General features: G+C 71.6%; 21 protein-coding genes. 15 read left to right on the top strand and 6 right to left on the bottom strand.

Annotated features, from left to right (window positions below; all coding sequences use genetic code 11):
• The first annotated feature begins 12 nt into the window (after positions 1-12).
• From ACT3TZ_RS03430 to ACT3TZ_RS03420, 3 genes are all read left to right on the top strand, one after another.
• Entirely contained in the window at positions 13-1290 is a 1278-nt protein-coding gene (locus tag ACT3TZ_RS03430; protein WP_444581993.1) for a class I SAM-dependent RNA methyltransferase, read from the top strand.
• A gap of 111 nt (positions 1291-1401) precedes the next feature.
• Positions 1402-4185, top strand: a complete 2784-nt coding sequence (gene acnA / locus ACT3TZ_RS03425; protein WP_444581992.1) for an aconitate hydratase AcnA — start codon at positions 1402-1404, stop codon at positions 4183-4185.
• A gap of 252 nt (positions 4186-4437) precedes the next feature.
• Positions 4438-6306 (top strand): 1-deoxy-D-xylulose-5-phosphate synthase, encoded by a 1869-nt coding sequence (locus tag ACT3TZ_RS03420; protein ID WP_444581991.1) that lies wholly within the window; start codon positions 4438-4440, stop codon positions 6304-6306.
• A 42-nt stretch (positions 6307-6348) separates the two neighbouring features.
• On the opposite strand, the gene map is transcribed toward ACT3TZ_RS03420, so the two are convergent.
• The 5 genes from map to ACT3TZ_RS03395 all read right to left on the bottom strand — a co-directional run bounded on the left by map (position 6349) and on the right by ACT3TZ_RS03395 (position 11187).
• The gene (gene map / locus ACT3TZ_RS03415) at positions 6349-7179 is read right to left on the bottom strand and encodes a type I methionyl aminopeptidase (protein WP_444581990.1); all 831 of its coding nucleotides are present in this window, start codon (positions 7177-7179) and stop codon (positions 6349-6351) included.
• Positions 7176-8198: a COX15/CtaA family protein gene (locus tag ACT3TZ_RS03410; protein ID WP_444581989.1), complete on the bottom strand. Its 1023-nt coding sequence runs from the start codon at positions 8196-8198 to the stop codon at positions 7176-7178. Before ACT3TZ_RS03410 ends, map begins: the two co-directional genes overlap by 4 nt.
• 154 nt (positions 8199-8352) lie before the next feature.
• Entirely contained in the window at positions 8353-9126 is a 774-nt protein-coding gene (locus ACT3TZ_RS03405; RefSeq protein WP_444581988.1) for an ABC transporter permease, read from the bottom strand.
• On the bottom strand, positions 9123-9980 hold the full coding sequence (locus ACT3TZ_RS03400; RefSeq protein WP_444581987.1) for an ABC transporter ATP-binding protein: 858 nt from the start codon (positions 9978-9980) through the stop codon (positions 9123-9125). The genes ACT3TZ_RS03405 and ACT3TZ_RS03400 overlap by 4 nt, the downstream gene beginning before the upstream one ends.
• A 121-nt stretch (positions 9981-10101) precedes the next feature.
• The gene (locus ACT3TZ_RS03395) at positions 10102-11187 is read right to left on the bottom strand and encodes a glutathione S-transferase family protein (protein ID WP_444581986.1); all 1086 of its coding nucleotides are present in this window, start codon (positions 11185-11187) and stop codon (positions 10102-10104) included.
• 322 nt (positions 11188-11509) lie between these two features.
• Between ACT3TZ_RS03395 and ACT3TZ_RS03390 the strand changes: the two genes are divergently transcribed.
• From ACT3TZ_RS03390 to ACT3TZ_RS03365, 6 genes are read left to right on the top strand one after another with little or no spacing between them, the layout of a single operon-like run.
• The gene (locus ACT3TZ_RS03390; RefSeq protein ID WP_444581985.1) at positions 11510-12289 is read left to right on the top strand and encodes a helix-turn-helix transcriptional regulator; all 780 of its coding nucleotides are present in this window, start codon (positions 11510-11512) and stop codon (positions 12287-12289) included.
• The gene (sufB, locus tag ACT3TZ_RS03385) at positions 12286-13713 is read left to right on the top strand and encodes a Fe-S cluster assembly protein SufB (RefSeq protein WP_444581984.1); all 1428 of its coding nucleotides are present in this window, start codon (positions 12286-12288) and stop codon (positions 13711-13713) included. Before ACT3TZ_RS03390 ends, sufB begins: the two co-directional genes overlap by 4 nt.
• Positions 13713-15047, top strand: coding sequence for a Fe-S cluster assembly protein SufD (sufD, locus tag ACT3TZ_RS03380; protein WP_444581983.1), 1335 nt, complete (start codon positions 13713-13715; stop codon positions 15045-15047). Before sufB ends, sufD begins: the two co-directional genes overlap by 1 nt.
• Position 15048: 1 nt before the next feature.
• Entirely contained in the window at positions 15049-15381 is a 333-nt protein-coding gene (locus ACT3TZ_RS03375) for a non-heme iron oxygenase ferredoxin subunit (RefSeq protein ID WP_444581982.1), read from the top strand.
• 31 nt (positions 15382-15412) lie between these two features.
• Complete coding sequence (gene sufC / locus ACT3TZ_RS03370; protein ID WP_444581981.1) at positions 15413-16171, top strand: Fe-S cluster assembly ATPase SufC; 759 nt, start codon at positions 15413-15415, stop codon at positions 16169-16171.
• Positions 16172-16196: 25 nt separating this feature from the next.
• Positions 16197-16574, top strand: a complete 378-nt coding sequence (locus ACT3TZ_RS03365) for a metal-sulfur cluster assembly factor (protein ID WP_444581980.1) — start codon at positions 16197-16199, stop codon at positions 16572-16574.
• Positions 16575-16805: 231 nt separating this feature from the next.
• Here ACT3TZ_RS03365 and ald read toward each other — a convergent pair whose 3' ends face one another.
• On the bottom strand, positions 16806-17921 hold the full coding sequence (gene ald / locus ACT3TZ_RS03360) for an alanine dehydrogenase (RefSeq protein ID WP_444581979.1): 1116 nt from the start codon (positions 17919-17921) through the stop codon (positions 16806-16808).
• 215 nt (positions 17922-18136) lie between these two features.
• Between ald and ACT3TZ_RS03355 the strand changes: the two genes are divergently transcribed.
• The 6 genes from ACT3TZ_RS03355 to ACT3TZ_RS03330 all read left to right on the top strand — a co-directional run bounded on the left by ACT3TZ_RS03355 (position 18137) and on the right by ACT3TZ_RS03330 (position 23581).
• Complete coding sequence (locus tag ACT3TZ_RS03355; RefSeq protein ID WP_444581978.1) at positions 18137-19741, top strand: ABC-F family ATP-binding cassette domain-containing protein; 1605 nt, start codon at positions 18137-18139, stop codon at positions 19739-19741.
• 290 nt (positions 19742-20031) lie between these two features.
• Positions 20032-20646 (top strand): MarR family transcriptional regulator, encoded by a 615-nt coding sequence (locus tag ACT3TZ_RS03350; RefSeq protein WP_444581977.1) that lies wholly within the window; start codon positions 20032-20034, stop codon positions 20644-20646.
• A 192-nt stretch (positions 20647-20838) separates the two neighbouring features.
• Positions 20839-21396 carry an elongation factor P gene (efp, locus tag ACT3TZ_RS03345; protein ID WP_444581976.1) on the top strand — a complete coding sequence of 186 codons (558 nt, stop codon included), beginning with the start codon at positions 20839-20841 and terminating at the stop codon, positions 21394-21396.
• Position 21397: 1 nt separating this feature from the next.
• A complete protein-coding gene (gene nusB / locus ACT3TZ_RS03340; RefSeq protein WP_444581975.1) occupies positions 21398-21931 on the top strand; it encodes a transcription antitermination factor NusB in 534 nt (177 codons plus the stop codon).
• Positions 21932-22055: 124 nt separating this feature from the next.
• Positions 22056-22631 carry a bifunctional pyr operon transcriptional regulator/uracil phosphoribosyltransferase PyrR gene (gene pyrR / locus ACT3TZ_RS03335; RefSeq protein ID WP_444581974.1) on the top strand — a complete coding sequence of 192 codons (576 nt, stop codon included), beginning with the start codon at positions 22056-22058 and terminating at the stop codon, positions 22629-22631.
• Positions 22628-23581 carry an aspartate carbamoyltransferase catalytic subunit gene (locus ACT3TZ_RS03330; RefSeq protein WP_444581973.1) on the top strand — a complete coding sequence of 318 codons (954 nt, stop codon included), beginning with the start codon at positions 22628-22630 and terminating at the stop codon, positions 23579-23581. Before pyrR ends, ACT3TZ_RS03330 begins: the two co-directional genes overlap by 4 nt.
• Positions 23582-23583: the final 2 nt, after the last annotated feature.

Below are 23583 nucleotides of genomic sequence, written 5' to 3'. Positions count from 1 at the left end.
AGCGCAGGACGCATGATCACCCTCACCTCGTCGAACCCCGCGACCGGCGGCACCTTCGTGGCCCGCCACGAGGGCCGCGTCGTGTTCGTGCGCGGCTCGGCACCGGGGGAGACCGTCGTCGCCCGCCTGCTCGAGGATCCCGACGATGCGGCCGATGCCCGCTTCTGGCGCGCCGAGGCCGTCGAGGTCCTCGAGGCGAGCCCGGACCGTGTCCCCTCCGTCTGGCCCGAGGCCGGGACCGACGGCGTCGGCGGAGCGGACTGGGCGCACATCGCCCTGCCCGCCCAGCGCCGGATCGCCACCGAGGTCCTGCAGGACCTCCTGTCCCGCGCGCATGTCGAGTCCTTCCCCGTCGAGGACGCCCAGGTGGAGCCGGCCCCGCACGACGGCGAGGGTCTGGCCTGGCGCACGCGCGTGCGCTTCGCGGTCGACGAGCAGGGTCATGTCGGGATGCGCGGCTGGCGCTCCCACGACGTGCGACCGGTCGGCGAGGACCCCCTCTCGGTGCCGGCCATCACCGCCCTCGACGTCCCGAGCTGGACGCCGCCGGCGGGCACGGAGGCCATCGACGTCGTCGGCACCTCGACCGGGGCCGCCGCGGTCGTGGTGGTCGGGCGGACCCTGGATCCCGCGTCGCTCGTCATCCCCGACTCCTGGGGCCAGGCGTCCGTCAGCGTCCAGAACTCCTCCGGTCTGCATCCGGTGCGCGGGGACGGCCTGGTGCGCGAGCGCGTGGCCGATCGCGAGTTCCGGGTGTCCCAGACCGGCTTCTGGCAGAGCCACCGCGAGGCCGCGACGCTGCTGTCCGACGTGGTCGCCGGTGACCTCGACGTCCGTCCGGGCGACCACGTCTGGGATCTGTACGGCGGCGTCGGCCTGTTCGCCGCGTCCGCCGCCCGGGCCGCCGGCGAGGGCGGCGAGGTCGTGACCGTCGAGGGCAACGCGCGAGCCAGCGCCCTGGCCGCCGAGAACCTCGCGGACCTGCCCGCGGCGCGCGCCGAGCGCGGCGACTGCCTGGCCTGGGTGCGCACCGCCGTCCGCGCCGGTACGCGTCCGGACCTCGTGGTCCTGGACCCGCCGCGCGCCGGCGCCGGCGCCGAGCTGATCCGGGAGCTCACCGCCGCGACGCGCCGGCGCATCGTCTACGTCTCGTGCGAGCCCTCGACGCTCGCCAGGGATCTCGCGGTCGCCGAGCGCCACGGCTGGCGCATCGCCGATCTGCGGGCGTTCGACCTTTTCCCCCACACACATCACATCGAGTCGGTCGCGGTCCTCGAGCCCGCATCGTGATAGATTTGTCTTGACGTCAAGAGAAAAAGTTCGGCTGTCGCGGGATCGCCCCACCCCGGCCGGACCTGGCCCTAGCATGGGCCCACGCCCCAGACCACAAGGAGTCACACCGTGAGCACGGTCAACTCGTTCGACGCGCGCGAAACCCTCGCCGTCGGCCCCTCGGAGTACGAGATCTACGCCCTCGACGCGGTCGAGGGACACGACAAGCTTCCCTACAGCCTCAAGATCCTGCTGGAGAACCTGCTGCGCACCGAGGACGGGGCCAACATCACGGCCGATCACGTCCGCGCCCTCGGCGCCTGGGACCCCGACGCCGACCCCAGCGTCGAGATCCAGTTCACGCCCGCCCGCGTGATCATGCAGGACTTCACCGGCGTCCCCTGCGTCGTCGACCTCGCCACCATGCGTGAGGCCGTCGAGGAGCTCGGCGGGGACCCGGAGAAGATCAACCCGCTGGCGCCGGCCGAGATGGTCATCGACCACTCCGTCATGATCGACGTCGCGGGTCGCCTGGACGCCCTCGAGCGCAACATGGAGCTCGAGTACGAGCGCAATCAGGAGCGCTACCAGTTCTTGCGCTGGGGCCAGACCGCCTTCGACGACTTCAAGGTGGTTCCCCCGGGCACCGGGATCGTCCACCAGGTCAACATCGAGTACCTGGCCCGCACGGTCATGACCCGCGAGGTCGACGGCACGCTGCGCGCCTATCCCGACTCGTGCGTGGGCACCGACTCGCACACCACCATGGTCAACGGCCTGGGCGTCCTGGGCTGGGGCGTCGGCGGCATCGAGGCCGAGGCCGCGATGCTGGGCCAGCCCGTGTCGATGCTCATCCCGCGCGTGGTGGGCTTCAAGCTCACCGGCCAGATCCCTCCGGCAGCGACCGCCACCGACGTGGTGCTCACGATCACCGAGCAGCTCCGCAAGCACGGCGCCGTCGGCAAGTTCGTCGAGTTCTACGGCGAGGGCGTGGGCCAGGTGCCCCTGGCCAACCGCGCCACCATCGGCAACATGAGCCCCGAGTTCGGCTCGACCGTCGCGATCTTCCCGATCGACGACGTGACCCTGGACTACCTGCGCCTGACCAGCCGCAGCGAGGAGCAGGTCGCGCTCGTCGCGGCCTACGCCAAGCGCCAGGGCCTGTGGCACGACCCGTCCCGCGAGGCGAAGTACTCCGAGTACCTCGAGCTGGACCTCTCGACGGTCGTCCCCTCGATCGCCGGCCCCAAGCGCCCCCAGGACCGGATCGTCCTCACCGAGGCCAAGCAGAGCTTCCGCGAGGTGCTGCCCACCTACGCCGACGAGCCCGAGGTCATCGCCGACGGCGACGTGGCCGGGAGCTTCCCCGCCTCGGACCCGGCCCAGCCGGGCTCGGACAACGACGGCGGGGGAGAGGCCCCGCGTCACGAGAAGGTCGCCGGGCGCGCCTCGCACCCGACCCCGGTGCAGGGCACGGACTTCGCGATCGACCACGGCATCGTGTCGATCGCCTCGATCACCTCGTGCACCAACACCTCCAACCCCTCGGTGATGATGGCCGCCGGCCTCCTGGCCAAGAACGCCGTCGAGAAGGGCCTCACGGCCAAGCCCTGGGTCAAGACGTCGCTGGCGCCGGGATCCCAGGTCGTCACCAACTACTACGAGAAGTCGGGGCTGACCCCGTACCTCGACCGGCTGGGCTTCCAGCTCGTCGGCTACGGCTGCACCACCTGCATCGGCAACTCCGGCCCGCTGGACACGGAGATCTCCGAGGCGATCGCCGAGAACGACCTGGCCGTCACCGCCGTGCTCTCGGGCAACCGCAACTTCGAGGGGCGCATCAACCCCGACGTGAAGATGAACTACCTGGCCTCGCCGCCTCTGGTCATCGCGTACGCGCTCGCGGGCACGATGGACTTCGACTTCGAGAACGATGCGCTGGGCACCGACACGGACGGCAACGACGTGTTCCTCCGCGACATCTGGCCCTCGCCCACCGTGGTCGAGCAGGTCATCGGGGAGAACATCACCCAGGAGATGTTCAGCGCCGACTACGCCGACGTCTTCTCGGGCGACGACCGCTGGCGCTCGCTGGACACCCCCGAGGGCGCGACCTTCGCCTGGGACCAGGAGTCCACCTACGTGCGCAAGCCCCCGTACTTCGAGGGCATGGAGCACACCCCGGCCCCGGTCGAGGACATCTCCGGTGCCCGCGTGCTCGTCAAGCTCGGCGATTCCACGACGACGGACCACATCTCCCCGGCCGGATCGATCAAGGCCGATTCGCCGGCGGGCCAGTACCTCCGCGAGCACGGCGTCGAGCGCAAGGACTTCAACTCCTACGGCTCGCGCCGCGGCAACCACGAGGTCATGATCCGTGGCACCTTCGCCAACATCCGGATCCGCAACCAGCTCCTGGACGGGGTCGAGGGCGGCTACACCAAGAACCTCCTGACCGGCGAGCAGGAGTTCATCTACGACGCCGCGCAGGCCTACGCCGAGCAGGGCATCCCGCTGGTCGTCCTGGCAGGCAAGGAGTACGGCACCGGCTCCTCGCGCGACTGGGCCGCCAAGGGCACCAAGCTCCTGGGCGTCAAGGTCGTCATCACCGAGAGCTACGAGCGCATCCACCGCTCCAACCTCATCGGCATGGGCGTCCTCCCGCTGCAGTTCCCCGCGGGGGAGACCGCGGAGTCGCTGGGCCTGACGGGCGAGGAGACCTTCGACGTCTCGGGCGTCACCGAGCTCAACGAGGGCCGCACGCCCAAGACCGTCAAGGTGGTCGCGACCCGTGAGGGCGCCGAGCCGATCGCGTTCGACGCGGTCGTGCGGATCGACACCCCCGGCGAGGCGGACTACTTCCGCAACGGCGGGATCCTGCAGTACGTGCTGCGCTCGCTCGTGGCGGCGTGATGCGCTGAGCGGTGGCCGAGGCTGCCGCGGAGCTCCGTGCGACGGCCCGTCCCCTTCCGGGGGTGGGCCATCGGCGTTCTCGACGACGCACGCCCGCCCACGCGATCTGCACGCTGTTGCGGACCGCGTCGGTACGCCGTGGTCATGCCGTGAAGATCTGCACAGATGTGACCATGTCGGGCGTCCGTGCTGGTCACGGGGACGTAGTCTCGGGGGGTCGGGCCATCGGCCCGCCGACTTCCAGGAGGTCCCATGCCCGTGCGGTCCCTGCGATCGACGTCGCTCGCACCCGATGACGTCGTCCCCGCCATCCCTGCCTCACCTCAGCAGCTGCGTGCCCTCGGCGCCCAGCAGCTCCCCGCCGTCGCCGCTCTCGTGCGCAAGCGCCTCGTCGAGATCACCTCGACCACCGGCGGGCACCTCGGCCCGAACCTCGGTGTGGTGGAGCTGACCATCGCCCTGCACCGCGAGTTCGACTCCCCGCGCGAGCAGATCGTCTTCGACACGGGACACCAGGCGTACGTGCACAAGATGCTGACCGGTCGCGCGGACCTCACGGGGCTGCGCCAGGAGGGCGGCACCTCTGGCTATCCCGACCGAGGTGAGTCCGAGCACGACGTGGTCGAGAACTCCCACGCCTCCGGCTCGATCGCCTGGGCACACGGCATCGACCGCGCGCAGCGCCTGGTCGGTGCCGCGCACGCGGGTCCCGAGGCCGCGAGCACGGTCGCCGTGATCGGCGACGGCGCGCTCACGGGCGGGGTGGGCCTCGAGGCGCTCAACGATCTCGCCGCGGATCCGGCCGGCCGCACCGTGGTCGTGCTCAACGACAACACGCGGTCCTACGCGCCGACCATCGGGGGTCTGGCCGCGCATCTCGCGGCGCTGCGCGATGGGTCGGCGACGGCCTCGGACAACGTCTTCACCGCGCTCGGGCTCTCCTATCTCGGTCCGGTCGACGGACACGACCTCGACGCGCTCGCTGACGTCCTCGCGACGGCGCACCGGATATCCCGCGACCCGCGCCGCGGCGCGCCCGTGGTCCACGTGCTCACCCGCAAGGGCATGGGCTTCGAGCGTGCCGAGCAGGACGTCATCGACCATTGGCATGCGACCGGTCCCTTCGCCGTCGACCTGCCGACGGCCTCCGAGGCCACCCGGGAGACGCTGCCTGCCCCCGACGCCCCGGCGCCGCCGGTCACCTGGACCGCCCGAGCGGGGGAGGCCTTCCTGCGGGCCGCCCGCGCGGATCACCGGGTCGTGGCGGTCAGCGCCGCCATGATCGACCCCGTGGGCCTGAGCCCTCTCCAAGCCGCGTCGCCGGACCGCGTGATCGACGTCGGGATCGCCGAGCAGCTGGCACTGGACACCGCGGCCGGCCTCTCGCGCGGCGGCGCCAAGCCGATCGTCGCGCTGTACTCGACCTTCTTGACCAGGGCGCTGGACCAGCTGCTGCTGGACGTGGCGCTGCACGACGAGGACGTCACCATCACCCTGGACCGGGCAGGCGTCACGGGCGACGACGGCCCCAGCCACCACGGCATCTGGGACCTCGCCCTGGCCGCCCAGGTCCCCGGCCTGCACGTGTGGGCCCCGCGGGACGCGACCCGGCTCGACGCCGCGATCGACGCCGCCGTGGCCCACGACGGCGCAGCCCTGGTGCGCTATCCCAAGGGCGCATGCCCGACGGACCTGCCCGTCGTGGCCGAGGTCCCTGCGGGACAGGTGCTCGCGGGCGACGCCGAGGCCGCGATCGACGCCCTCGTCATCAGCGTCGGTGCACTCGCGGGACGTGCCGTCGAGGCCGCTGCGCAGGTGCCCGGCAACGTCGTCGTCCTGGATCCGGTCCGGGCGCTGCCCGTGGATCCCGCGCTCCTGGACCTCGCGGAGACCGCCCGCGTCGTGGTCACCGTCGAGGATGGCGTCGACTCCCGGGGCGTCGGGGCCGCGATCACGCTGGCGCTCGGTGCCCGGGCGACGCTCTCGCGACCGGCTCCGCCGGTGCGTGCCCTGGGTGTCCAGCAGGGGTTCATCCCGCACGCCAAGCGCGACGCGATCCTGGCCCGCAACGGGCTGGATGCCGCCGGCATCGCGGCGTCCGTGCGCGACGTCCTCGGCTGACCATGCGGGGCGTCCGCGTCCGGGGGCGTCGCCCCCGCGTTCTCAGCCCGCGGCGACCTGCGAGGACCGGGGCGAGGGGTCGTCCGCCCGCGCGGTGAGGATGATCGGCGCCCCGTCCGTCACGTACAGCGTGTGCTCGGCGTGCGCACCCTGTGAGCCGTCGACGGTCTCGACGGTCCACCCGTCGCGGTCGGTGATCTCCAGCTCGCTCGTGGTGGCCGACAGGAACGGCTCGACCGTCAGCACCATTCCCGCGTGGAGCGCGCGGCCGCCGCCGGGAGTGCCGAAGTTGGGGACGAAGGGCTCCTCGTGCATCGTGCGGCCCACGCCGTGCCCGCCGAACTGCCGGTTGATCGTGTAACCCAGCGCGTGGGCGGCTCCCTGGACGGCGTGGCCGATGTCCCCGACCGTGCGGCCCGCGCGCACCTGGTCGATGCCTGCCCACATCACCGTCTCGGTGTCGCGGATCAGCCGCAGGTCCTCCTCTCGCGGGGTGCCGACGACGACCGAGAGGCAGGAGTCGGCGACCCAGCCCTCGAGCTCGACGGCGAGGTCCAGGGAGAGCAGGTCGCCGTCGACCAGGGCGCGGTCGCAGGGACGGCCGTGGAGCACGGCGTCGTTGACGCTCGTGCAGATGACCTTCCCGAAGGGGTAGGCGCCGAAGCGCGGGTGGTAGTCGAGGTAACAGCTGGTGGCGCCGGCCTCACGGATCATCCGATGCACCTCGGCGTCGATGTCCAGGAGGTTCGTGCCGACCGCGACGGTGCGGCGCAGCTCCGAGAGCACCCCGGCGACGAACTCGCCCGAGGGGCGCATGTCCTGGATCGTGGGGCCCTGGGGCTCGGGGGCGTGCCGCGAGCGTCCGAGGATCATGCCGCGTCCCCCGCGTCGGGGGCGACGAGACCGGTGTCCGCGGCATCGACGGCCCGCCACGTCCACAGGCTCGACGCGAACCACGTGACGGCGCCGGTGAACAGGGCCGCTCCCAGCATGTGGAGCCCGACCAGCACGGGTGGGAGAGCCGTGAAGTACTGGGTGTAGCCGATGACGGCCTGCAGTGCGGTCACCACGAGCAGCGCCCAGGCGGAGACGCGTGCGCGGCGCGGGCAGGTCACGAGGTGCACCGTCACGAGCGATCCGAGCAGGAGTCCGCTGAACAGCATCACGGCATCGGCATGGAGCCAGGAGATCATCCGCGGGTCGAGGCCCAGGCGGACCGTGGCCTCGAGATCCCCGGAATGGGGGCCCGAGCCCGTGACCAGGGTGCCCAGGACCAGGACTCCCGCGGCGACGACGGCCAGGGCCAGGACGAGCGCCGAGACGGCGGGCGCCACGGCGAGCCGGGCCGGGCCGTCGCCGTCGAGGAGTCGCACCAGCAGGATCGTCGAGAGCACCACCAGCGTGATCGACAGCAGGAAGTGCGGTCCGACGGCGCCGGGGTGCAGGTGCATCTTCACGATGACCATGCCGACGATGGCCTGCAGCGCGGTGCCCACGAGAGGCAGCACCGCCAGGACCATGAAGCCACGGCCCTTGCGGCGCAGCCACAGGATCGCGACGACGAGCACCGCGATCGCGAAGACGCCCAGCACGCCCGTCAGGGTGCGGTTGCCGAACTCGATGAAGGCGCGGAACCCGGTGGGGTTGGCGGTGTTGGGGGCGAACTGGCCCGGCTCGCAGTTGGGCCAGGTCGAGCAGCCCAGTCCCGATCCGGTCAGGCGCACCACGCCGCCGGTGACGATGATGCCCATCTGGCAGACGAGGTTCCCCCAGAAGGCGACGAGCACGATCCACCGCTGCCGGGGGGAGAGCGAGGCGAGGACGGGGCTCGCGGCGGTGCCGGGCTCCGGGGGTGCGGCGGGCGCGGCCTGCGCCCCGGATCGGGTGCTCATGGGCTCCAGTCTAGGTTCCGGCGCGCACGGATCCCGGGACCGGCCGGGGTGCACCGGTGATCGCGGACCAAGATCACGTCGGATCGCAGATCATCGTCGGACCGCGTCCGTCGAGGTCCGCGGGAGCCGTCCTGACGGAGTCCCACCGGAGGGGTCAGACGGAGGTCCACCGGAAGAACCGGGTGACGAGCACGGAGCCGACGACGGCCCAGACGAGCAGCACGACGAGCGACCCGGGGGAGAAGGCGGTTCCGGCCAGGCACGTCCGGAGCAGCTCGCCGAGGGCGCCCGAGGGCAGCAGGTCCACGATCCCCCGGAGGAACTGCGGGTAGGACCCGGTGGGCAGGGCCACCCCGCCGACGGCCACGAACAGGATGAACAGCACGTTGGACACGGCGAGCACGGCCTCGGTGCGGAGGGTCCCGGCCACGAGGAGGCCGAGCGCACCGAAGGCGATGGTGCCCAGGACCCACACCGGGACGGACGCCAGGACCCCCAGGGGAGCAGGCCTCCACCCGAGGGCCAGGGCGAGGGCCCCCAGGACGAGCACCTGGATCCCGTGCACCGCAAGGGTCGCGAGGATCTTGCCGGCCAGGTAGCCCTCTCGACCCAGCGGCGTGGTCGCGATCCATCGCAGAACCCCGCCGCGGCGGTCGAATCCCGTCTGGATCGCCTGGGAGGTGAACGAGGTGGAGATCAGGGCGGTCGCGGCCGTCGCGGCGACGGCGGTGTCGATCCGTGCGGCGCCCGCGATCTCCCCGACAGGCAGGAGCACGAGCGCCAGCAGCACGAGCGCCGGCAGCACGATCGCCACCATGAGCTGCTCGCCGTTGGTCAGGAGGATCCGCGCCTCGAGGGCGGCATGGGCCAGGACCCGTCGGACGGCGGGCGCAGGCCCGGCGGTCGAGGGGGCGGGGGCGGTGGTCATCGGTCGCTCTCCGTGAGGTCCAGCAGGACGCTCTCGAGGTCCGCAGCACCGATGGTGACCTGCAGGTCCACACCGTGCCGGGCGGCGACCGCGGCGAGGTCCGCCTCCAGGGGCGCGGCGAGGGACGGGGCCAGGCCCGCGGCGGTCGCGGTGAGGTGGACGGTGCCGTCGGAGGCACGATGCTCGGAGACCACCTCGGCGGGGCTGCCCGCGGCGACCACCTGGCCGGCCGCGATGACGACGACGTGATCGGCGAGGTCCTCGACGTCGTCCATGAGGTGCGTGGTGAGCACGATGCCCGTGCCCCCGGATGCGAGCTCGCGGATCAGCTCGCGCACGGTGCGGGTGATCGCGGTGTCCATGCCCGCGGTCGGCTCGTCGAGGAACACGAGCTCGGGACGCCCCACGAGCGCGAGCGCCAGGGCGAGGCGCTGACGCTGACCGCCTGAGAGGCGCCGCACGAGGGTGCGGGCGAAGGCGTCGATGCCGAGCCGGCCGGCGAGGTCCGAGACCGGCCACGGGTCCGCATACAGCGAGGCGCCGTACTCCAGCAGCGACAGCGCCGAGGTGCCGGAGGCCAGGCCCCCGTCCTGGATCATGACGCCCACCCGGGCGCGCAGGTCCGCGTCGCCGCGCCACGGGTCCCGTCCGAGCACGCGCACGGTGCCGGCGTCCGGTCGAAGGAGTCCGGTGGCGCAGTGGATCGTGGTCGACTTCCCGGCGCCGTTGGGCCCCAGCAGCGCAGTGACCGCGCCGCGCCGGGCCGTCAGCGAGATGCCGTTGGCGGCACGCACGGGCCCGTAGGACTTGACCAGCGCGTCGATCTCGAGCGCGGGGGAGGGGATCTCTTCCATAGCGCCGACCATGCTAGGCCCGCGCGGCCCCGTGCACCCGCCCGGGCGCGCCCGTGCGGGCACCCGAGTGTCCTCCGGGCGCGCCCCCGCCGGAGCCCCCGGACTCGGCGGAGCCCGCCGCTCAGCGGCCCTCGACGTGCAGCGGGGTGTGGTCGGCAGGGACGACCTCGGACCGCAGCGGCGGCAGCGGTGCCGTGCCCTCGCCCCAGGTGCGGGTCTCGAAGCGGTCCCGGTCGTGGGGGTCCAGCAGGTGGGACATGTCCGGGCCCACGGGCACGATCCCGGTGGGGTTGATGTCGGTCTGGACCACGTAGTAGTGCTCCTTGATGTGCTGGAGGTCGATGGTGTCCCCGAACCCCGGCGTCGTGAACAGGTCACGCGTGTACGCCCAGAGGTTGGGCATCGTCGCCAGCGGCTGCCGGTTGGCCTTGAAGTGCGAGAAGTAGACGGGATCGAAGCGGATCAGGGTGGGGAACAGGCGCACATCGGCCTCGGTGATCGCGGGGCCCATCAGGTAGCGGGAGCGCCCCAGGCGCTCCTCGAGCACGTCGAGGCTCTCCCACAGGTCCGCGTAGGCGGACTCGTACTTCTCCTGCGAGCCGGCGAACCCGGTGCGGTAGACGCCGTTGTTGATGTGGCGCAGCATCCAGTCGTTCAGCGCGTCGATCTCGGCGCGCTGGGCCTCGGGGTACAGATCGGGTGCCCCGGGGCGCTGGTAGGCGGTCCACTGGGTCGCGAGGTCGAGCGTGAGCTGCGGGAAGTCGTTGGTCACGACGGCGCCGTCCCGCGTGTCGACGACCGCCGGGACCGTGATCCCCCGGGGGTAGTCCGGGAAGCGGGCGAAGTACGCCTCCTGCAGGCGCTCGATCCCCAGCACCGGATCCTTCCCGCCGGCATCGAGGTCGAACGTCCAGGACCGCTTGTCGTGCGTGGGCCCGGCGATGCCCATCGAGAGCACCTCCTCGAGCCCGAGCAGGCGCCGGGAGATGATTGCGCGGTTGGCCCAGGGGCAGGCCCGCGACACGATGAGCCGATACCGGCCGGGCTCGACCGGGTAGCCGTTCCGGCCGTCGGCCGTGATCCGGGTCGGGATGTACTGCATGTCCCGGGTGAACTCCTGGCCGGGATGGACGTAGGAGCCCTTCTGGTCGTGCTCGTCCTGCGACGTGTGCTCCTCGGGTGCAGAGGTCCGGTGGTCCTCGGGCATGGCGCTCCTCCTGGTTCGGTGTGTTGGATGCTGGTGCGCCCCGGTCGGGTGCTCGGGGGTGTCACCTCAGGGTAGTTGAAACACGTACTAGTTTCAACGGGTCCTTCGTGGCCCACCGTGCTCATGCGCTCTGCGGCCACCGCCCGGCTCTCGGTGAGGTGAGGGTTGCCTGTGTGTCCAGAGGCACGCGGGCTCGGCGCGCACTCCTCGTTTTCGCAACAGAACCTTTGTAAAATGGTTCCGGTGGCGCCTCCATGGCGCCGCAGGACGCGCAGCAGGGTGAGAGCCCGCTGTGGAACGGTGAGACGGAGGAGGGTTCGAGATGACGACCCCGACAGACCGGGCCGAGACCTGGCCCGCCCCGTCCGACTCCGGCCGCGACACCCGCGACCGCCTCATCGACGCCATCACGGCCCACGGCCCCGTCACGGCCCGCGAGCTCGCCGAGAGGTTCGGGCTCACGAGCGCCGCGGTACGACGCCACCTCGCGGCGCTCGAGGCCGACGGCACCATCGAGGAGCACGAGGTCGTGCTGACGCACCGCGGACGCGGTCGACCCAGCAAGTCCTTCGTGATGTCGGCCCGTGCGCGCGTGCGCCCGGGGGCGGACGTCGAGGCCGAGGGCCTGACCCGACTGGCCCTGGACCTGCTCCAGCAGGTCGGGGGCATCGAAGCGCTGCGCACGCTGGCCGCCGAGCGCGTGGCGCCGTGGGAGGCCGAGTTCACCGCCCGGGTCGCCGAGCGCACGGACGCGGGGCAGCGGGTCGGCCCCGCCGAGCGCGTCGAGATCCTCGCCGCACTGCTGACCGAGCACGGCTACGCGACCACCGTGCGCCCGGTCACGGTCCACGTGCCCGCACCCACCGCGGATCCCGCGACGGCCCGGTCGTCGGGGCGCCCGCGTACCGTGGTGACCGCGCAGCTGTGCCAGGGCCACTGCCCGGTGCAGGACGTCGCAGCGCAGCATCCCGAGCTGTGCGACATCGAGACCCGAGCCATCTCCCGCATGCTGGGAGTCCCCGTCCAGAGACTTGCCACGCTCGCAGGCGGCGCCCACGCCTGCACGACCCACATACCGCTCATGGAGGGAAGGACATCATGACGAGTGCACCAGAGCAGCTCAGCCAGGACGAGATCATCAAGTCCATCGGCAGCTACGCCTACGGATGGCACGACCAGGACACCGCGGGGGCCTCGGCCCGGCGCGGACTGTCCGAGGACGTCGTCCGCGACATCTCCGCCAAGAAGGACGAGCCCGCCTGGATGCTCGAGCGCCGCCTGAAGGCCCTCAAGCTCTTCGCGAAGAAGCCCGTCCCCACCTGGGGTCCGGACCTGTCGGGGATCGACTTCGACAACATCAAGTACTTCGTCCGCTCGACGGAGCAGCAGGCGACCTCCTGGGAGGACCTGCCCGAGGACATCCGCGAGACCTACGACCGCCTCGGGATCCCCGAGGCCGAGAAGCAGCGCCTCGTCGCCGGCGTCGCCGCCCAGTACGAGTCCGAGGTCGTCTACCACCAGATCCGCGAGGACCTCGAGGAGCAGGGCGTCATCTTCCTGGACACCGACTCGGGGCTGCGCGAGCACCCGGAGCTGTTCGAGGAGTACTTCGGCACCGTCATCCCCGCCGGGGACAACAAGTTCTCGGCGCTGAACACGGCGGTGTGGTCGGGCGGCTCGTTCGTCTACGTCCCCAAGGGCGTCCACGTCGAGATCCCGCTGCAGGCCTACTTCCGGATCAACACCGAGAACATGGGCCAGTTCGAGCGCACGCTGATCATCGCTGACGAGGGCAGCTACGTGCACTACGTCGAGGGCTGCACGGCGCCGATCTACAAGTCGGACTCGCTGCACAGCGCGGTCGTCGAGATCGTGGTCAAGAAGAACGCCCGCGTGCGGTACACGACCATCCAGAACTGGTCGAACAACGTCTACAACCTCGTGACCAAGCGGACCACGGTCGAGGAGGGCGGGACGATGGAGTGGGTCGACGGCAACATCGGCTCGAAGGTCACCATGAAGTACCCCGCCGTCTGGCTGATGGGCGAGCACGCCCGCGGCGAGACGCTGTCGATCGCCTTCGCCGGTGAGAACCAGCACCAGGACACGGGCTCGAAGATGGTCCACATGGCCCCCCACACCTCGAGCTCGATCGTCTCGAAGTCGGTCTCGCGCGGCGGCGGACGTTCGTCCTACCGCGGGCTCGTGCAGGTCATGCCCGGGGCCAACCACTCGGCCTCGACCGTGCTGTGCGACGCCCTGCTCGTGGACACGATCTCGCGCACCGACACCTACCCCTACGTCGACGTCCGCGTCGACGACGTCCAGATGGGCCACGAGGCCACCGTCTCCAAGGTCTCCGAGGAGCAGCTGTTCTACCTCATGAGCCGTGGGATGGAGGAGACCGAGGCGATGGCGATGATCGTCCGCGGTTTCATCGAGCCCATCGCCCGGGAGCTGCCGATGGAGTACGCCCTCGAGCTGAACCGCCTGATCGAGCTGCAGATGGAAGGAGCCGTCGGCTGATGACACTGCCCGACGTGACCGATGTGAAGGGCCCCGAGAGCGCGGGCGACCCGCAGGCCAACGAGGCCGCCGGGGGTGCCGCGGGCGCCGTGCCCGTGCTCGCCCAGCAGGACCTGGCGGCCGCGGGAGCCGTGACCGACCACTCCCGTGCGGAGCTCGAGGACGAGGGCATCTCCTACGGGACCGCCCGCAAGGACGGCGAGGCCGCGAGCCGCGCCCACCGTGCGCGCTCCTTCGAGGTCGGCGACTTCGTGCGCCCCACCTCCAAGGACGAGGAGTGGCGGTTCACCCCGCTGCGCCTGGTCGCCCCCCTGTTCGAGGACGCCGCGAGCGACGACCTCCCCGGGGACCCCGCGGTCGACTACGACGTGACCGTCCCCGCCGGCGCCCCCGAGGCCTCGACGCTCGCCCCCGGGCAGGCGCCGCGCGGCATCGCCCTGGTCCCCGAGGACATCGTCTCGGCGGTCGCGTCCGCGCGCTCCACCGAGGCGCTGCACCTGCGGGCGCCGCGCAACGCCGAGATCGCCGACCCGTTCCGCGTGACGGTCACCGGCCGCGGCGCCGAGCGGCGCGGCAACGCGCATGTGGTGCTGGAGACCGAGGAGTCCTCCAGCGCGACCTTCGTGCTGGACCATCGCGGCACCGCCCGCGTGGCCGAGAACGTCGAGCTCGTGGTCGGCGCCAACTCGTCGATGACGGTGATCTCCCTGCAGGACTGGGACGACGACGCCCTGCACGTGGCCACGCACCATGCCCGCCTCGGCCGTGATGCGCGCCTCAAGCACATCGCCGTCTCCCTCGGCGGGCGCGCCGTGCGCGTCAACGTGATCGGCGAGTTCGCCGAGCCCGGCGCCGAGATCGAGAACATCGGCCTGTACTTCGCCGATGCCGACCAGTTCCTCGAGCACCGTCTGTTCGTGGACCACGCGGCCCCCAAGTGCACGTCCAACTCGACGTACAAGGGGGCCCTCCAGGGCCACGGCGCTCGCAGCGTGTGGGTGGGCGACGTCCTCATCCGCAAGGTCGCCGAGGGCACCAGCACCTACGAGGTCAACCGCAACCTCGTGCTCACCGACGGCGCCCGCGCCGACTCCGTCCCCAACCTCGAGATCGAGACCGGGGAGATCGAGGGCGCCGGCCACGCCGCCGCCACCGGACGCTTCGACGACGAGCAGCTGTTCTACCTCCGCGCCCGGGGCATCCCCGAGCTCGAGGCGCGACGGCTCGTGGTGCGCGGCTTCTTCGCCGAGCTCATCCAGCAGATCGACGTGCCCGAGCTGCGCGAGCACCTCACCGCCTCGATCGAGAACGAGCTGGCCCGGAGCATGAACTGACATGAGCTTCACCCCCGTCGCGTCGCTCGCCGACCTCGATCCCGGCTCCGTGCTGGGGATCGAGGTCGACGGGGTCGAGATCGCGCTCGCCCGGGCCGAGGACGGCAGCGTGCACGCGCTGGACGACCTCTGCACCCACGGAGAGGTCGCGCTCTCGGACGGCGACGTCGACGGGGACTGCCTCGAGTGCTGGAAGCACGGCAGCCAGTTCGACCTGGTGACGGGCAGACCCCGCCAGCTCCCCGCCGTGCTGCCCGTGTCCGTCCACCCGGTGCGGGTCGACGAGGCCACCGGCACCATCGCGGTCGACGTCCACGCGACCGCGACCCCCTGACACACCTTCACATCCACAAGGAGTTACCCAGATGTCGATCCTCGAGATCACAGACCTCCACGCCACCGTCGAGACGCCCGAGGGCACCAAGGAGATCCTCAAGGGGGTCGACCTGACCATCAAGGGCGGCGAGACCCACGCGATCATGGGCCCCAACGGCTCGGGCAAGTCCACCCTCGCCTACGCGATCGCCGGTCACCCGAAGTACCAGATCACCCAGGGCAGCGTGCTGCTCGACGGGGAGGACGTCCTGGAGATGAGCGTCGACGAGCGCGCCCGCGCCGGCCTGTTCCTCGCGATGCAGTACCCCGTCGAGGTCCCCGGCGTGACCGTCTCGAACTTCCTGCGCACCGCCAAGACCGCCGTCGACGGCGAGGCCCCCGCGCTGCGCACCTGGGTCAAGGACATGGCCGCGTCCATGGACGCCCTGAAGATGGACCCCGCCTTCGCCGAGCGCAACGTCAACGAGGGCTTCTCCGGCGGCGAGAAGAAGCGCCACGAGATCCTCCAGATGGAGCTGCTCAAGCCCTCCATCGCGATCCTCGACGAGACCGACTCCGGCCTGGACGTCGACGCCCTGCGCGTCGTCTCCGAGGGCGTCAACCGCGCCAAGGCCAACACCGATGTGGGCATCATGCTCATCACCCACTACACGCGGATCCTCAACTACATCAAGCCCGACTTCGTGCACGTGTTCGTCAACGGGCAGGTCGCCGAGCAGGGCGGGCCCGAGCTCGCCGAGCGCCTCGAGGCCGAGGGCTACGAGCGCTACCTCACCGCCGCGTCCTGACGCGCACCCTCACCAGGAGGTTCCCATGACCGAGAACACCGCCGCCCCCGAGGCGACCGCGGAGGCCACCGCCCCCGCGGAGCCCGCCGCCTCCGCCCACGCGAGCCAGGACGAGGTGATCGAGGCGCTCAAGGACGTCATCGACCCCGAGCTCGGCATCAACGTGGTGGACCTGGGCCTCGTCTACGGGGTCACCGTCACCGACGGCGAGGCCGTCATCGACATGACCCTGACGTCCGCTGCCTGCCCGCTGACCGACGTCCTCGAGGAGCAGACCTTCGCGGCGCTCGACCCGATCACCGAGTCGCACCGCATCAACTGGGTCTGGATGCCCCCGTGGGGCATGGACAAGATCACCGAGGACGGCCGCGCGCAGCTGCGGGCGATCGGCTTCAACCTCTGAGCGGACGCTCCTTCGAGCACGCCGGGCCCGGGACGTGAGATCGTCCCGGGCCCGTCGTGCTTCCTGGCGGTCTCCGGCGGCGGCTGTGCGCGGCTCCGGAAGCCTCTGTGGTCCCTTCGGCACGTCGCACGTCGCACGTCGCACGTCGCTCGTCGCACGTCGCCCGCGGTCCGCAGATCGCGGCCCGACCTCTGGCGGTCCCGGCCCGCGACGGACTCACTCGCGGGGGTGTCAGCCCAGCACGTCCGCCACCGGCGTCGCCACGAGCCCGTGCGCCTCGGCGACCCCCGTGTGCAGCAGGGCGCCGTCGTGCACCGACAGGCCGGGCACGAGGGAGGCATCGGCCCTGAGCGCCTCGCGCCAGCCCGAGCGTGCCAGGCGCAGCACGTAGGGCAGGGTCGCGTGCGTCAGCGCCGCCGTCGCGGTCACCGGGACCGATCCCGGCATGTTCGCCACGCAGTAGAACGTCGTGCCGTGCACCGAGAAGGTCGGCGTCGCGTGGGTCGTGGGGTGCGACCCCTCGAAGCAGCCGCCCTGGTCGATCGCGACGTCCACGAGCACCGAACCCGGGCGCATCGTGGCCACCATCGCGTCTGTGACGAGCTTGGGAGCCCGCGTGCCGGGGATCAGCACCGAGCCGATCACGACATCGGCGTCGGCGATCTGCTCGGCGAGATCGAGCGCGGTCGAGTAGCGGGTGAGGATGTCCCCGTCGTGGACCGTGGCGATGGTGTTCAGCCGGGCCAGGTTCACGTCCATCACGGTGACGTTGGCGTGCAGACCCTTTGCCATGATCGCGGCCTGCTCGCCGACGATCCCACCGCCGACCACCACCACGTTCGCCTCCCGGGTCCCGGGGACCCCGCCCATGAGGACTCCCGAGCCGCCGATGGGCGCCATCAGGTTATAGGCCGCGACCTGGGACGCGAGCCGCCCCGCGATCGCGCTCATGGGGGCCAGCAGCGGCAGCGAGCGGTCGGGCAGCTGCACGGTCTCATACGCGATCGCGGTGGTGCCCGAGGCCAGCAGGGCATCGGTCAGCGCGCGGTCGGCCGCGAGGTGGAGGTACGTGAACAGGATCTGGTCGCGCCGCAGCAGCGGGTACTCGCTCTGCACGGGCTCCTTGACCTTGACGATCATCGCCGCCTGCTCCCACACGGAGGTCGCATCCGGAACGATCCGGGCACCGGCGGCGAGATAGTCCTCGTCGGAGACCCCGGCACCGAGGCCCGCCGCGGTCTCGACGAGCACCTCGTGGCCCGCGGCCACCAGCTCGTGCACCCCGGCGGCTGTCAGGCCCACCCGGAACTCGTTGTTCTTGATCTCTCGTGGCACTCCGACGAGCATCCTGCGTCACGTCCTTGGTGTGGTGGGGGCTCGCCCCGGTCGGCGGCGAGCGGGAGACGCCCCTGGACGGGTGGTCCACGGGGCGGCGGTCCGTTCATCCCATCACAGCCCCACGGAATACAGGGGGCCTTCGAGCCCGGTGCCGCCGTAGACTCGCCCGGGCCCTGCCGTGTCGGGGCCTCCCATCCAGCCCCCACCTCGCAGGAGCCGTCCCCGTGATCACCGTCAGCGACCTCGAGATCCGCGTCGGCGCCCGGCTCCTCATGAGCGACGTCAGCTTCCAGGTCAACGCCGGCGACCGGGTCGGCCTCGTCGGGCGCAACGGCGCCGGCAAGACGACGCTCACCAAGGTCCTCTCGGGGACCCTGCAGCCGGCCTCGGGGACCGTCGAGGTCCGCGGCGAGCTGGGCTACCTTCCGCAGGACACCCACACCGGTGATCCCGAGCAGACCGTGATCGCCCGGATTCTCGGGGCCCGCGGCCTCGACGACATCATGGAGCGCCTGCGCAAGGCCGAGGACGCCATGGCCGACATGACGATCACCGACGCCCAGCGCGAGAAGGCGATGAACCGCTACGCGCGCCTGGACGACGAGCTCGCGGCGCGCGGCGGCTACGCGGCCGAGTCCGAGGCCAAGCGGATGGCCGCGAACCTCGGACTGCCCGAGCGCCTGCTGACCCAGCAGCTCAAGACGCTCTCGGGCGGACAGCGCCGCCGGGTCGAGCTGTCCCGCATCCTGTTCTCCCAGGCCGACACGCTGATCCTGGACGAGCCCACCAACCACCTCGACGCCGACTCGATCCACTGGCTGCGCGAGTACCTGCAGGCCTTCCGCGGGGCCGTGATCGTCATCAGCCACGACGTCCAGCTGATCGGCGAGGTCGTCAACACCGTGTTCTACCTCGACGCCAACCGCTCGGTGATCGACATCTACAACATGGGGTGGAAGCAGTACCTCCGCTCCCGTGAGGACGACGAGAAGCGCCGCCGGCGCGAGCGCGCCAACGCCGAGAAGAAGGCGACCGCGCTCACCGCCCAGGCCGAGAAGATGCGTGCCAAGGCCACCAAGGCCGTCGCCGCGCAGAACATGCTCAAGCGCGCCGAGCGGATGCTCGACGGGGTCGAGGAGGAGCGGCGCGTGGACCGCGTCGCCAGCCTGCGGTTCCCCAAGCCCGCCCCGTGCGGGAAGACCCCGCTCATGGCCGAGGGGCTCTCGAAGTCCTACGGGAGCCTGGAGATCTTCACCGACGTGGACCTCGCGATCGACCGCGGCAGCCGTGTCGTCGTGCTGGGGCTCAACGGTGCCGGCAAGACGACGCTGCTGCGGATCCTCGCCGGGGTCGACGAGCCGGACACCGGGCGCATCATCCCCGGCCACGGCCTGCGGATCGGCTACTACGCCCAGGAGCACGAGACCCTCGACGACTCCCGCACCGTGCTCGAGAACATGATGACCGCGGCCTACGAGCTGCCCGAGGTCGAGGCCCGCAAGATCCTGGGCTCCTTCCTGTTCACCGGGGACGACGTCCACAAGCCGGCCGGGGTGCTCTCCGGCGGCGAGAAGACCCGCCTGGCGCTGGCGACGCTCGTCGTCTCGAGCGCGAACGTGCTGCTGCTGGACGAGCCCACGAACAACCTCGACCCCGCCAGCCGCGAGGAGATCCTGGGGGCGCTCGGCTCCTTCGAGGGCGCCGTGATCCTCGTGTCCCACGACGCCGGCGCGGTGCGTGCCCTCAGCCCCGAGCGCGTGCTCGTCATGCCCGACGCCGTCGAGGACCTCTGGAACGCCTCCTACGAGGAGCTCATCGACCTCGCGTGACCGCCCGGCCGGCTCCGGGCGGCGTCGGCCGGCACGTGCCGGGGCCGCTCGGCGCGCCCTGCCCGACCCGGGCCGCACCTCTCGACGTGTCGTGCTCGACCCGGGCCGCACCTCTCGGCGTGTCGTGCTCGACCCGTGCCGCATCTCGTGGCGCGGAGCTCCCGACCCGGGTCATCCCCCGTGACGCGCTGTGCGCGAGCGACGCCGACTTCCAACTGGACGATGACAGCCATCACGAGCTGTCGTGTCGATGACAGCATTCTGGCGCTGTCGGCACGTATGATCCACCCATGTACGTGCTCAGCATCGCCGCCCGTGACCCGGACGCCACCCCGGACCCCGTTCCGGCCCTCCTGACGGCCCTGTCGAGCGTCCCCGTTCCGCACCCGCCCGAGCGCACCCGCGGCACCGAGGTGATCGCCTGTGCGGCCCGTGCGGCCGACGCGCTCGCGCTCCTCCTGGTGACCCTCGAGGAGGACGTGTGGGACGTCGGCCTCGGGATCGGCGCTCTCGACCTCGCCCGGGGCGCCGAGCTGCGGGCGTCCCGCGGGGGTGCCGTCGAGGCCTCTGCGGCGGCGCTGACGGCGGCGCGGCGCGCGGGGGAGGGACCCGCGGGCATCCGCGCCGCCGACCCCCGGCAGGAGGCCACGGTGCGCGACGCGCACGCGGTGATGGGGCTGGTCGCCTGGATGATCCGGACCCGCAGCGCGGGGCAGTGGCGCGTGGTCCGTGCCCTCCGCGAGCGCCCGGGGGTGACCCAGCGGGACCTCGCGACGGCCCTCGGCATCACCCAGCAGACCGTCTCGCGCGCCCTGCGCACGAGCGGATGGCGCGAGGAGAGCGCGGCCCACTCCCTGCTGGAGCGGCTGCTCGCGATGATCGACCTCACCACGCCGCGCGGGTGACGGCGTCGCCGGGCACGGTAAAGTACGGAGCCGTGCCCGGGCCCTCGTCGGCCCGTGCCCGGACGACGTGCTCACCCCTGCACTCCTCCGCGAGCGCAGCTGCGAGGCCCATCGCCCCGCCCGTTCCGCAGGAGGAGCAGGCGGCATCGAGCACCCGCCGGACCGTGCCTGACAACCGACCCGAGGAGAACCATGGCTTCGACGAACGATCTCAAGAACGGACTGGTCCTCAACATCGAGGGACAGCTCTGGACCGTGGTCGAGTTCCAGCACGTCAAGCCCGGCAAGGGCCCCGCCTTCGTGCGCACCAAGCTCAAGAACGTCATGTCCGGCAAGACCGTCGACAAGACCTTCAACGCCGGCATCAAGGTCGAGACCGCGACCGTCGACAAGCGTGACATGCAGTACTCCTACATGGATGGTGACATGTACGTCTTCATGGACACCACCACCTGGGAGCAGACGAACGTCACGGCCGACGCCGTGGGCTCGGCCAAGGACTACCTCCTCGAGGGCCAGGACGTCGTCGTCGCCTTCCACGAGGGCACGGTGCTGTTCGTCGAGCTGCCCGCGAGCGTCGTCCTGGAGATCACGTTCACCGAGCCCGGCCTGCAGGGCGACCGCTCCTCCGGCGGCACCAAGCCCGCGACGCTCGAGACCGGCAAGGAGATCCAGGTCCCGCTGTTCCTCGAGCAGGGCACCAAGGTCAAGGTCGACACCCGCAACGGCGACTACCTGGGTCGCGCCTGAGGTGACCGAGCCCTCGGCGTCCTCGCGGCGCACCCCGGACCCCCTGAACCTCCCGATCCCCGGCCGTGAGGGGGAGGAGGTCGAGCTGCTGCGCACCTACCCCGCCAACACGCACCGGCTCTCCGGACGCACCCGGGAGCGGATCCGCGCCATCGACGTCCTGTACGAGGCCGACGCCCGGGGGCGCGCCGAGCTCGAGGTGCTCGGTGATCGCCTCGTGCTCACCGCGGCACAGACGGCACTGCCCGATCGCAGCGCTGCCCTGGTGCGTCTGCACGCCGAGCACGCCGCCGACATCGACGAGCAGCTCGAGACGCACAGCCGCGACTGGCCGCTGCGGCGCATGCCCGCGGTCGACCGCGCGATCCTGCGCCTGGGCGCGGCCGAGATCCTGTTCGACACCCCCGAGGAGCAGACCGGCGCGGTGATCGGCGAGTACGCCTCGGTCGCGCGCGAGCTGTCCACCGAGGACTCCCCGCGCTTCGTCAACGCCCTCCTGCAGCGCCTCGCGGACCTGCGAGGCCTGATCGGCTGACGCCCGGCGCGGCGCACCGCTGGGACGCCGCACCGGAGCGTGGCCCGACGGGCCTATACTCGCCCGGAACGATCCGAACCCTTTAACCGCACGTCCTGTGAGGCGTGGAAGGGAGCACCTGATCATGCCCTCGACAGCGACCACCGTCCTGGGGGCCGACGACATCCGTCGGGCCCTCACCCGCATCGCCCACGAGATCATCGAGACCGGGCAGGGGACCGACGACCTCGTCCTGCTCGGGATCCCGCTGCGCGGCGTCCCGATCGCCCGCCGCCTGGCCGCGACGATCGCCGAGACCGAGGGGACCGGCCGCGACGGCGCGAACCTCTGCGGGTCCCTCGACATCACGATGTACCGCGACGACCTGCGGTCCCATCCCACCCGTGCCCCCCAGCGCACCGTCATCCCGCCCGGCGGCGTCGACGGACGCACCGTCGTCCTCGTCGACGACGTGCTGTACTCCGGTCGTACCGTGCGGGCCGCGCTGGACGCCCTCGGGGCCATCGGCCGGCCGGCCGCCGTGCGCCTGGCGGTCCTCGTGGACCGCGGCCACCGCGAGCTGCCGATCCGCGCCGACCACGTGGGCCGCAACCTCCCCACCTCCCGCAGCGAGCGGGTGACCGTCCACCTCGACGAGGTCGACGGCGAGGACGCCGTCCGCATCGAGCGTCCTGGCGCGACCGAGGGGGAGCAGGCATGAAGCACCTCATCTCCATCGCGGATCTCTCGCGCGTCGAGGCCCTCGGGATCCTCGACACCGCCGAGCAGATGGCGGCCACGCAGTCCCGGGCGATCCGCAAGCTGCCCACCCTCGTGGGCACCACCGTCGTCAACCTCTTCCTCGAGGACTCCACCCGCACCCGCATCAGCTTCGAGGCCGCCGCCAAGCGGCTCTCGGCCGACGTCATCAACTTCTCGGCCAAGGGCTCGAGCGTCTCCAAGGGCGAATCCCTCAAGGACACCGCGCTGACCCTGCAGGCCATGGGGGCCGATGCCGTCGTGGTGCGGTCCGGGGCCTCGGGCGCCGCGCACCTGCTGGCCCACGCCGGGTGGATCGACCAGCCGATCGTCAACGCCGGCGACGGGACCCACGAGCACCCCACCCAGGCGCTGCTGGACACCTTCACCCTGCGCCACCACCTCGTGGGTGCCACGCCCGACGGCGAGGGCCTCGACGGGCGCCACATCGTGATCGTCGGCGACGTGCTGCACTCGCGGGTCGCACGCTCCAACGTGCTCCTGCTGACCCTGCTGGGTGCGCGGGTGACCCTCGTCGCGCCGCCCTCGCTCGTCCCGGTCGGCGCGGGGGTGTGGCCCTGCGAGGTGCTGTACGACCTCGACGAGGCCATCGACCGCGGGCCCGACGCCGTGATGATGCTGCGGGTCCAGCGCGAGCGGATGATCGGCGGCGGGTTCTTCCCGACGCCCGCCGAGTACTCCCGGCGCTTCTGCCTCACCACGCACCGCGCGGACCGCCTGCCCGCGCACGCGATCGTCATGCACCCCGGGCCGATGAATCGCGGCTTCGAGATCGCCGGGGACGTCGCCGATTCTGCGCGCAGCGTGATCGTCGAACAGGTCGCCAGCGGCGTCAGCGTCCGCATGTCGGTCCTCTACCATCTGCTCGCCTCGAACGCCCGGGAGTCCTGAGC

The sequence above is a fragment of the Brachybacterium sp. AOP25-B2-12 genome (assembly GCF_052378625.1).
In the GTDB taxonomy this organism is placed as follows: Bacteria; Actinomycetota; Actinomycetes; order Actinomycetales; family Dermabacteraceae; genus Brachybacterium.
Note: the sequence above shows the minus strand (reverse complement) of the source record. Positions and strands in the feature narration are given on the sequence as shown.

Bases quoted from the DNA above. Each gene is read 5' to 3' on its own strand.
- ACT3TZ_RS03430 (WP_444581993.1), top strand. From the start codon at position 13: ATGATCACCCTCACCTCGTCGAACCCCGCGACCGGCGGCACCTTCGTG.
- ACT3TZ_RS03420 (WP_444581991.1), top strand. From the start codon at position 4,438: ATGCCCGTGCGGTCCCTGCGATCGACGTCGCTCGCACCCGATGACGTC.
- map (WP_444581990.1), bottom strand. From the start codon at position 7,179: ATGATCCTCGGACGCTCGCGGCACGCCCCCGAGCCCCAGGGCCCCACG.
- ACT3TZ_RS03410 (WP_444581989.1), bottom strand. From the start codon at position 8,198: ATGAGCACCCGATCCGGGGCGCAGGCCGCGCCCGCCGCACCCCCGGAG.
- ACT3TZ_RS03405 (WP_444581988.1), bottom strand. From the start codon at position 9,126: ATGACCACCGCCCCCGCCCCCTCGACCGCCGGGCCTGCGCCCGCCGTC.
- ACT3TZ_RS03400 (WP_444581987.1), bottom strand. From the start codon at position 9,980: ATGGAAGAGATCCCCTCCCCCGCGCTCGAGATCGACGCGCTGGTCAAG.
- ACT3TZ_RS03395 (WP_444581986.1), bottom strand. From the start codon at position 11,187: ATGCCCGAGGACCACCGGACCTCTGCACCCGAGGAGCACACGTCGCAG.
- ACT3TZ_RS03390 (WP_444581985.1), top strand. From the start codon at position 11,510: ATGACGACCCCGACAGACCGGGCCGAGACCTGGCCCGCCCCGTCCGAC.
- sufB (WP_444581984.1), top strand. From the start codon at position 12,286: ATGACGAGTGCACCAGAGCAGCTCAGCCAGGACGAGATCATCAAGTCC.
- sufD (WP_444581983.1), top strand. From the start codon at position 13,713: ATGACACTGCCCGACGTGACCGATGTGAAGGGCCCCGAGAGCGCGGGC.
- ACT3TZ_RS03375 (WP_444581982.1), top strand. From the start codon at position 15,049: ATGAGCTTCACCCCCGTCGCGTCGCTCGCCGACCTCGATCCCGGCTCC.
- sufC (WP_444581981.1), top strand. From the start codon at position 15,413: ATGTCGATCCTCGAGATCACAGACCTCCACGCCACCGTCGAGACGCCC.
- ACT3TZ_RS03365 (WP_444581980.1), top strand. From the start codon at position 16,197: ATGACCGAGAACACCGCCGCCCCCGAGGCGACCGCGGAGGCCACCGCC.
- ald (WP_444581979.1), bottom strand. From the start codon at position 17,921: ATGCTCGTCGGAGTGCCACGAGAGATCAAGAACAACGAGTTCCGGGTG.
- ACT3TZ_RS03350 (WP_444581977.1), top strand. From the start codon at position 20,032: ATGTACGTGCTCAGCATCGCCGCCCGTGACCCGGACGCCACCCCGGAC.
- efp (WP_444581976.1), top strand. From the start codon at position 20,839: ATGGCTTCGACGAACGATCTCAAGAACGGACTGGTCCTCAACATCGAG.
- pyrR (WP_444581974.1), top strand. From the start codon at position 22,056: ATGCCCTCGACAGCGACCACCGTCCTGGGGGCCGACGACATCCGTCGG.
- ACT3TZ_RS03330 (WP_444581973.1), top strand. From the start codon at position 22,628: ATGAAGCACCTCATCTCCATCGCGGATCTCTCGCGCGTCGAGGCCCTC.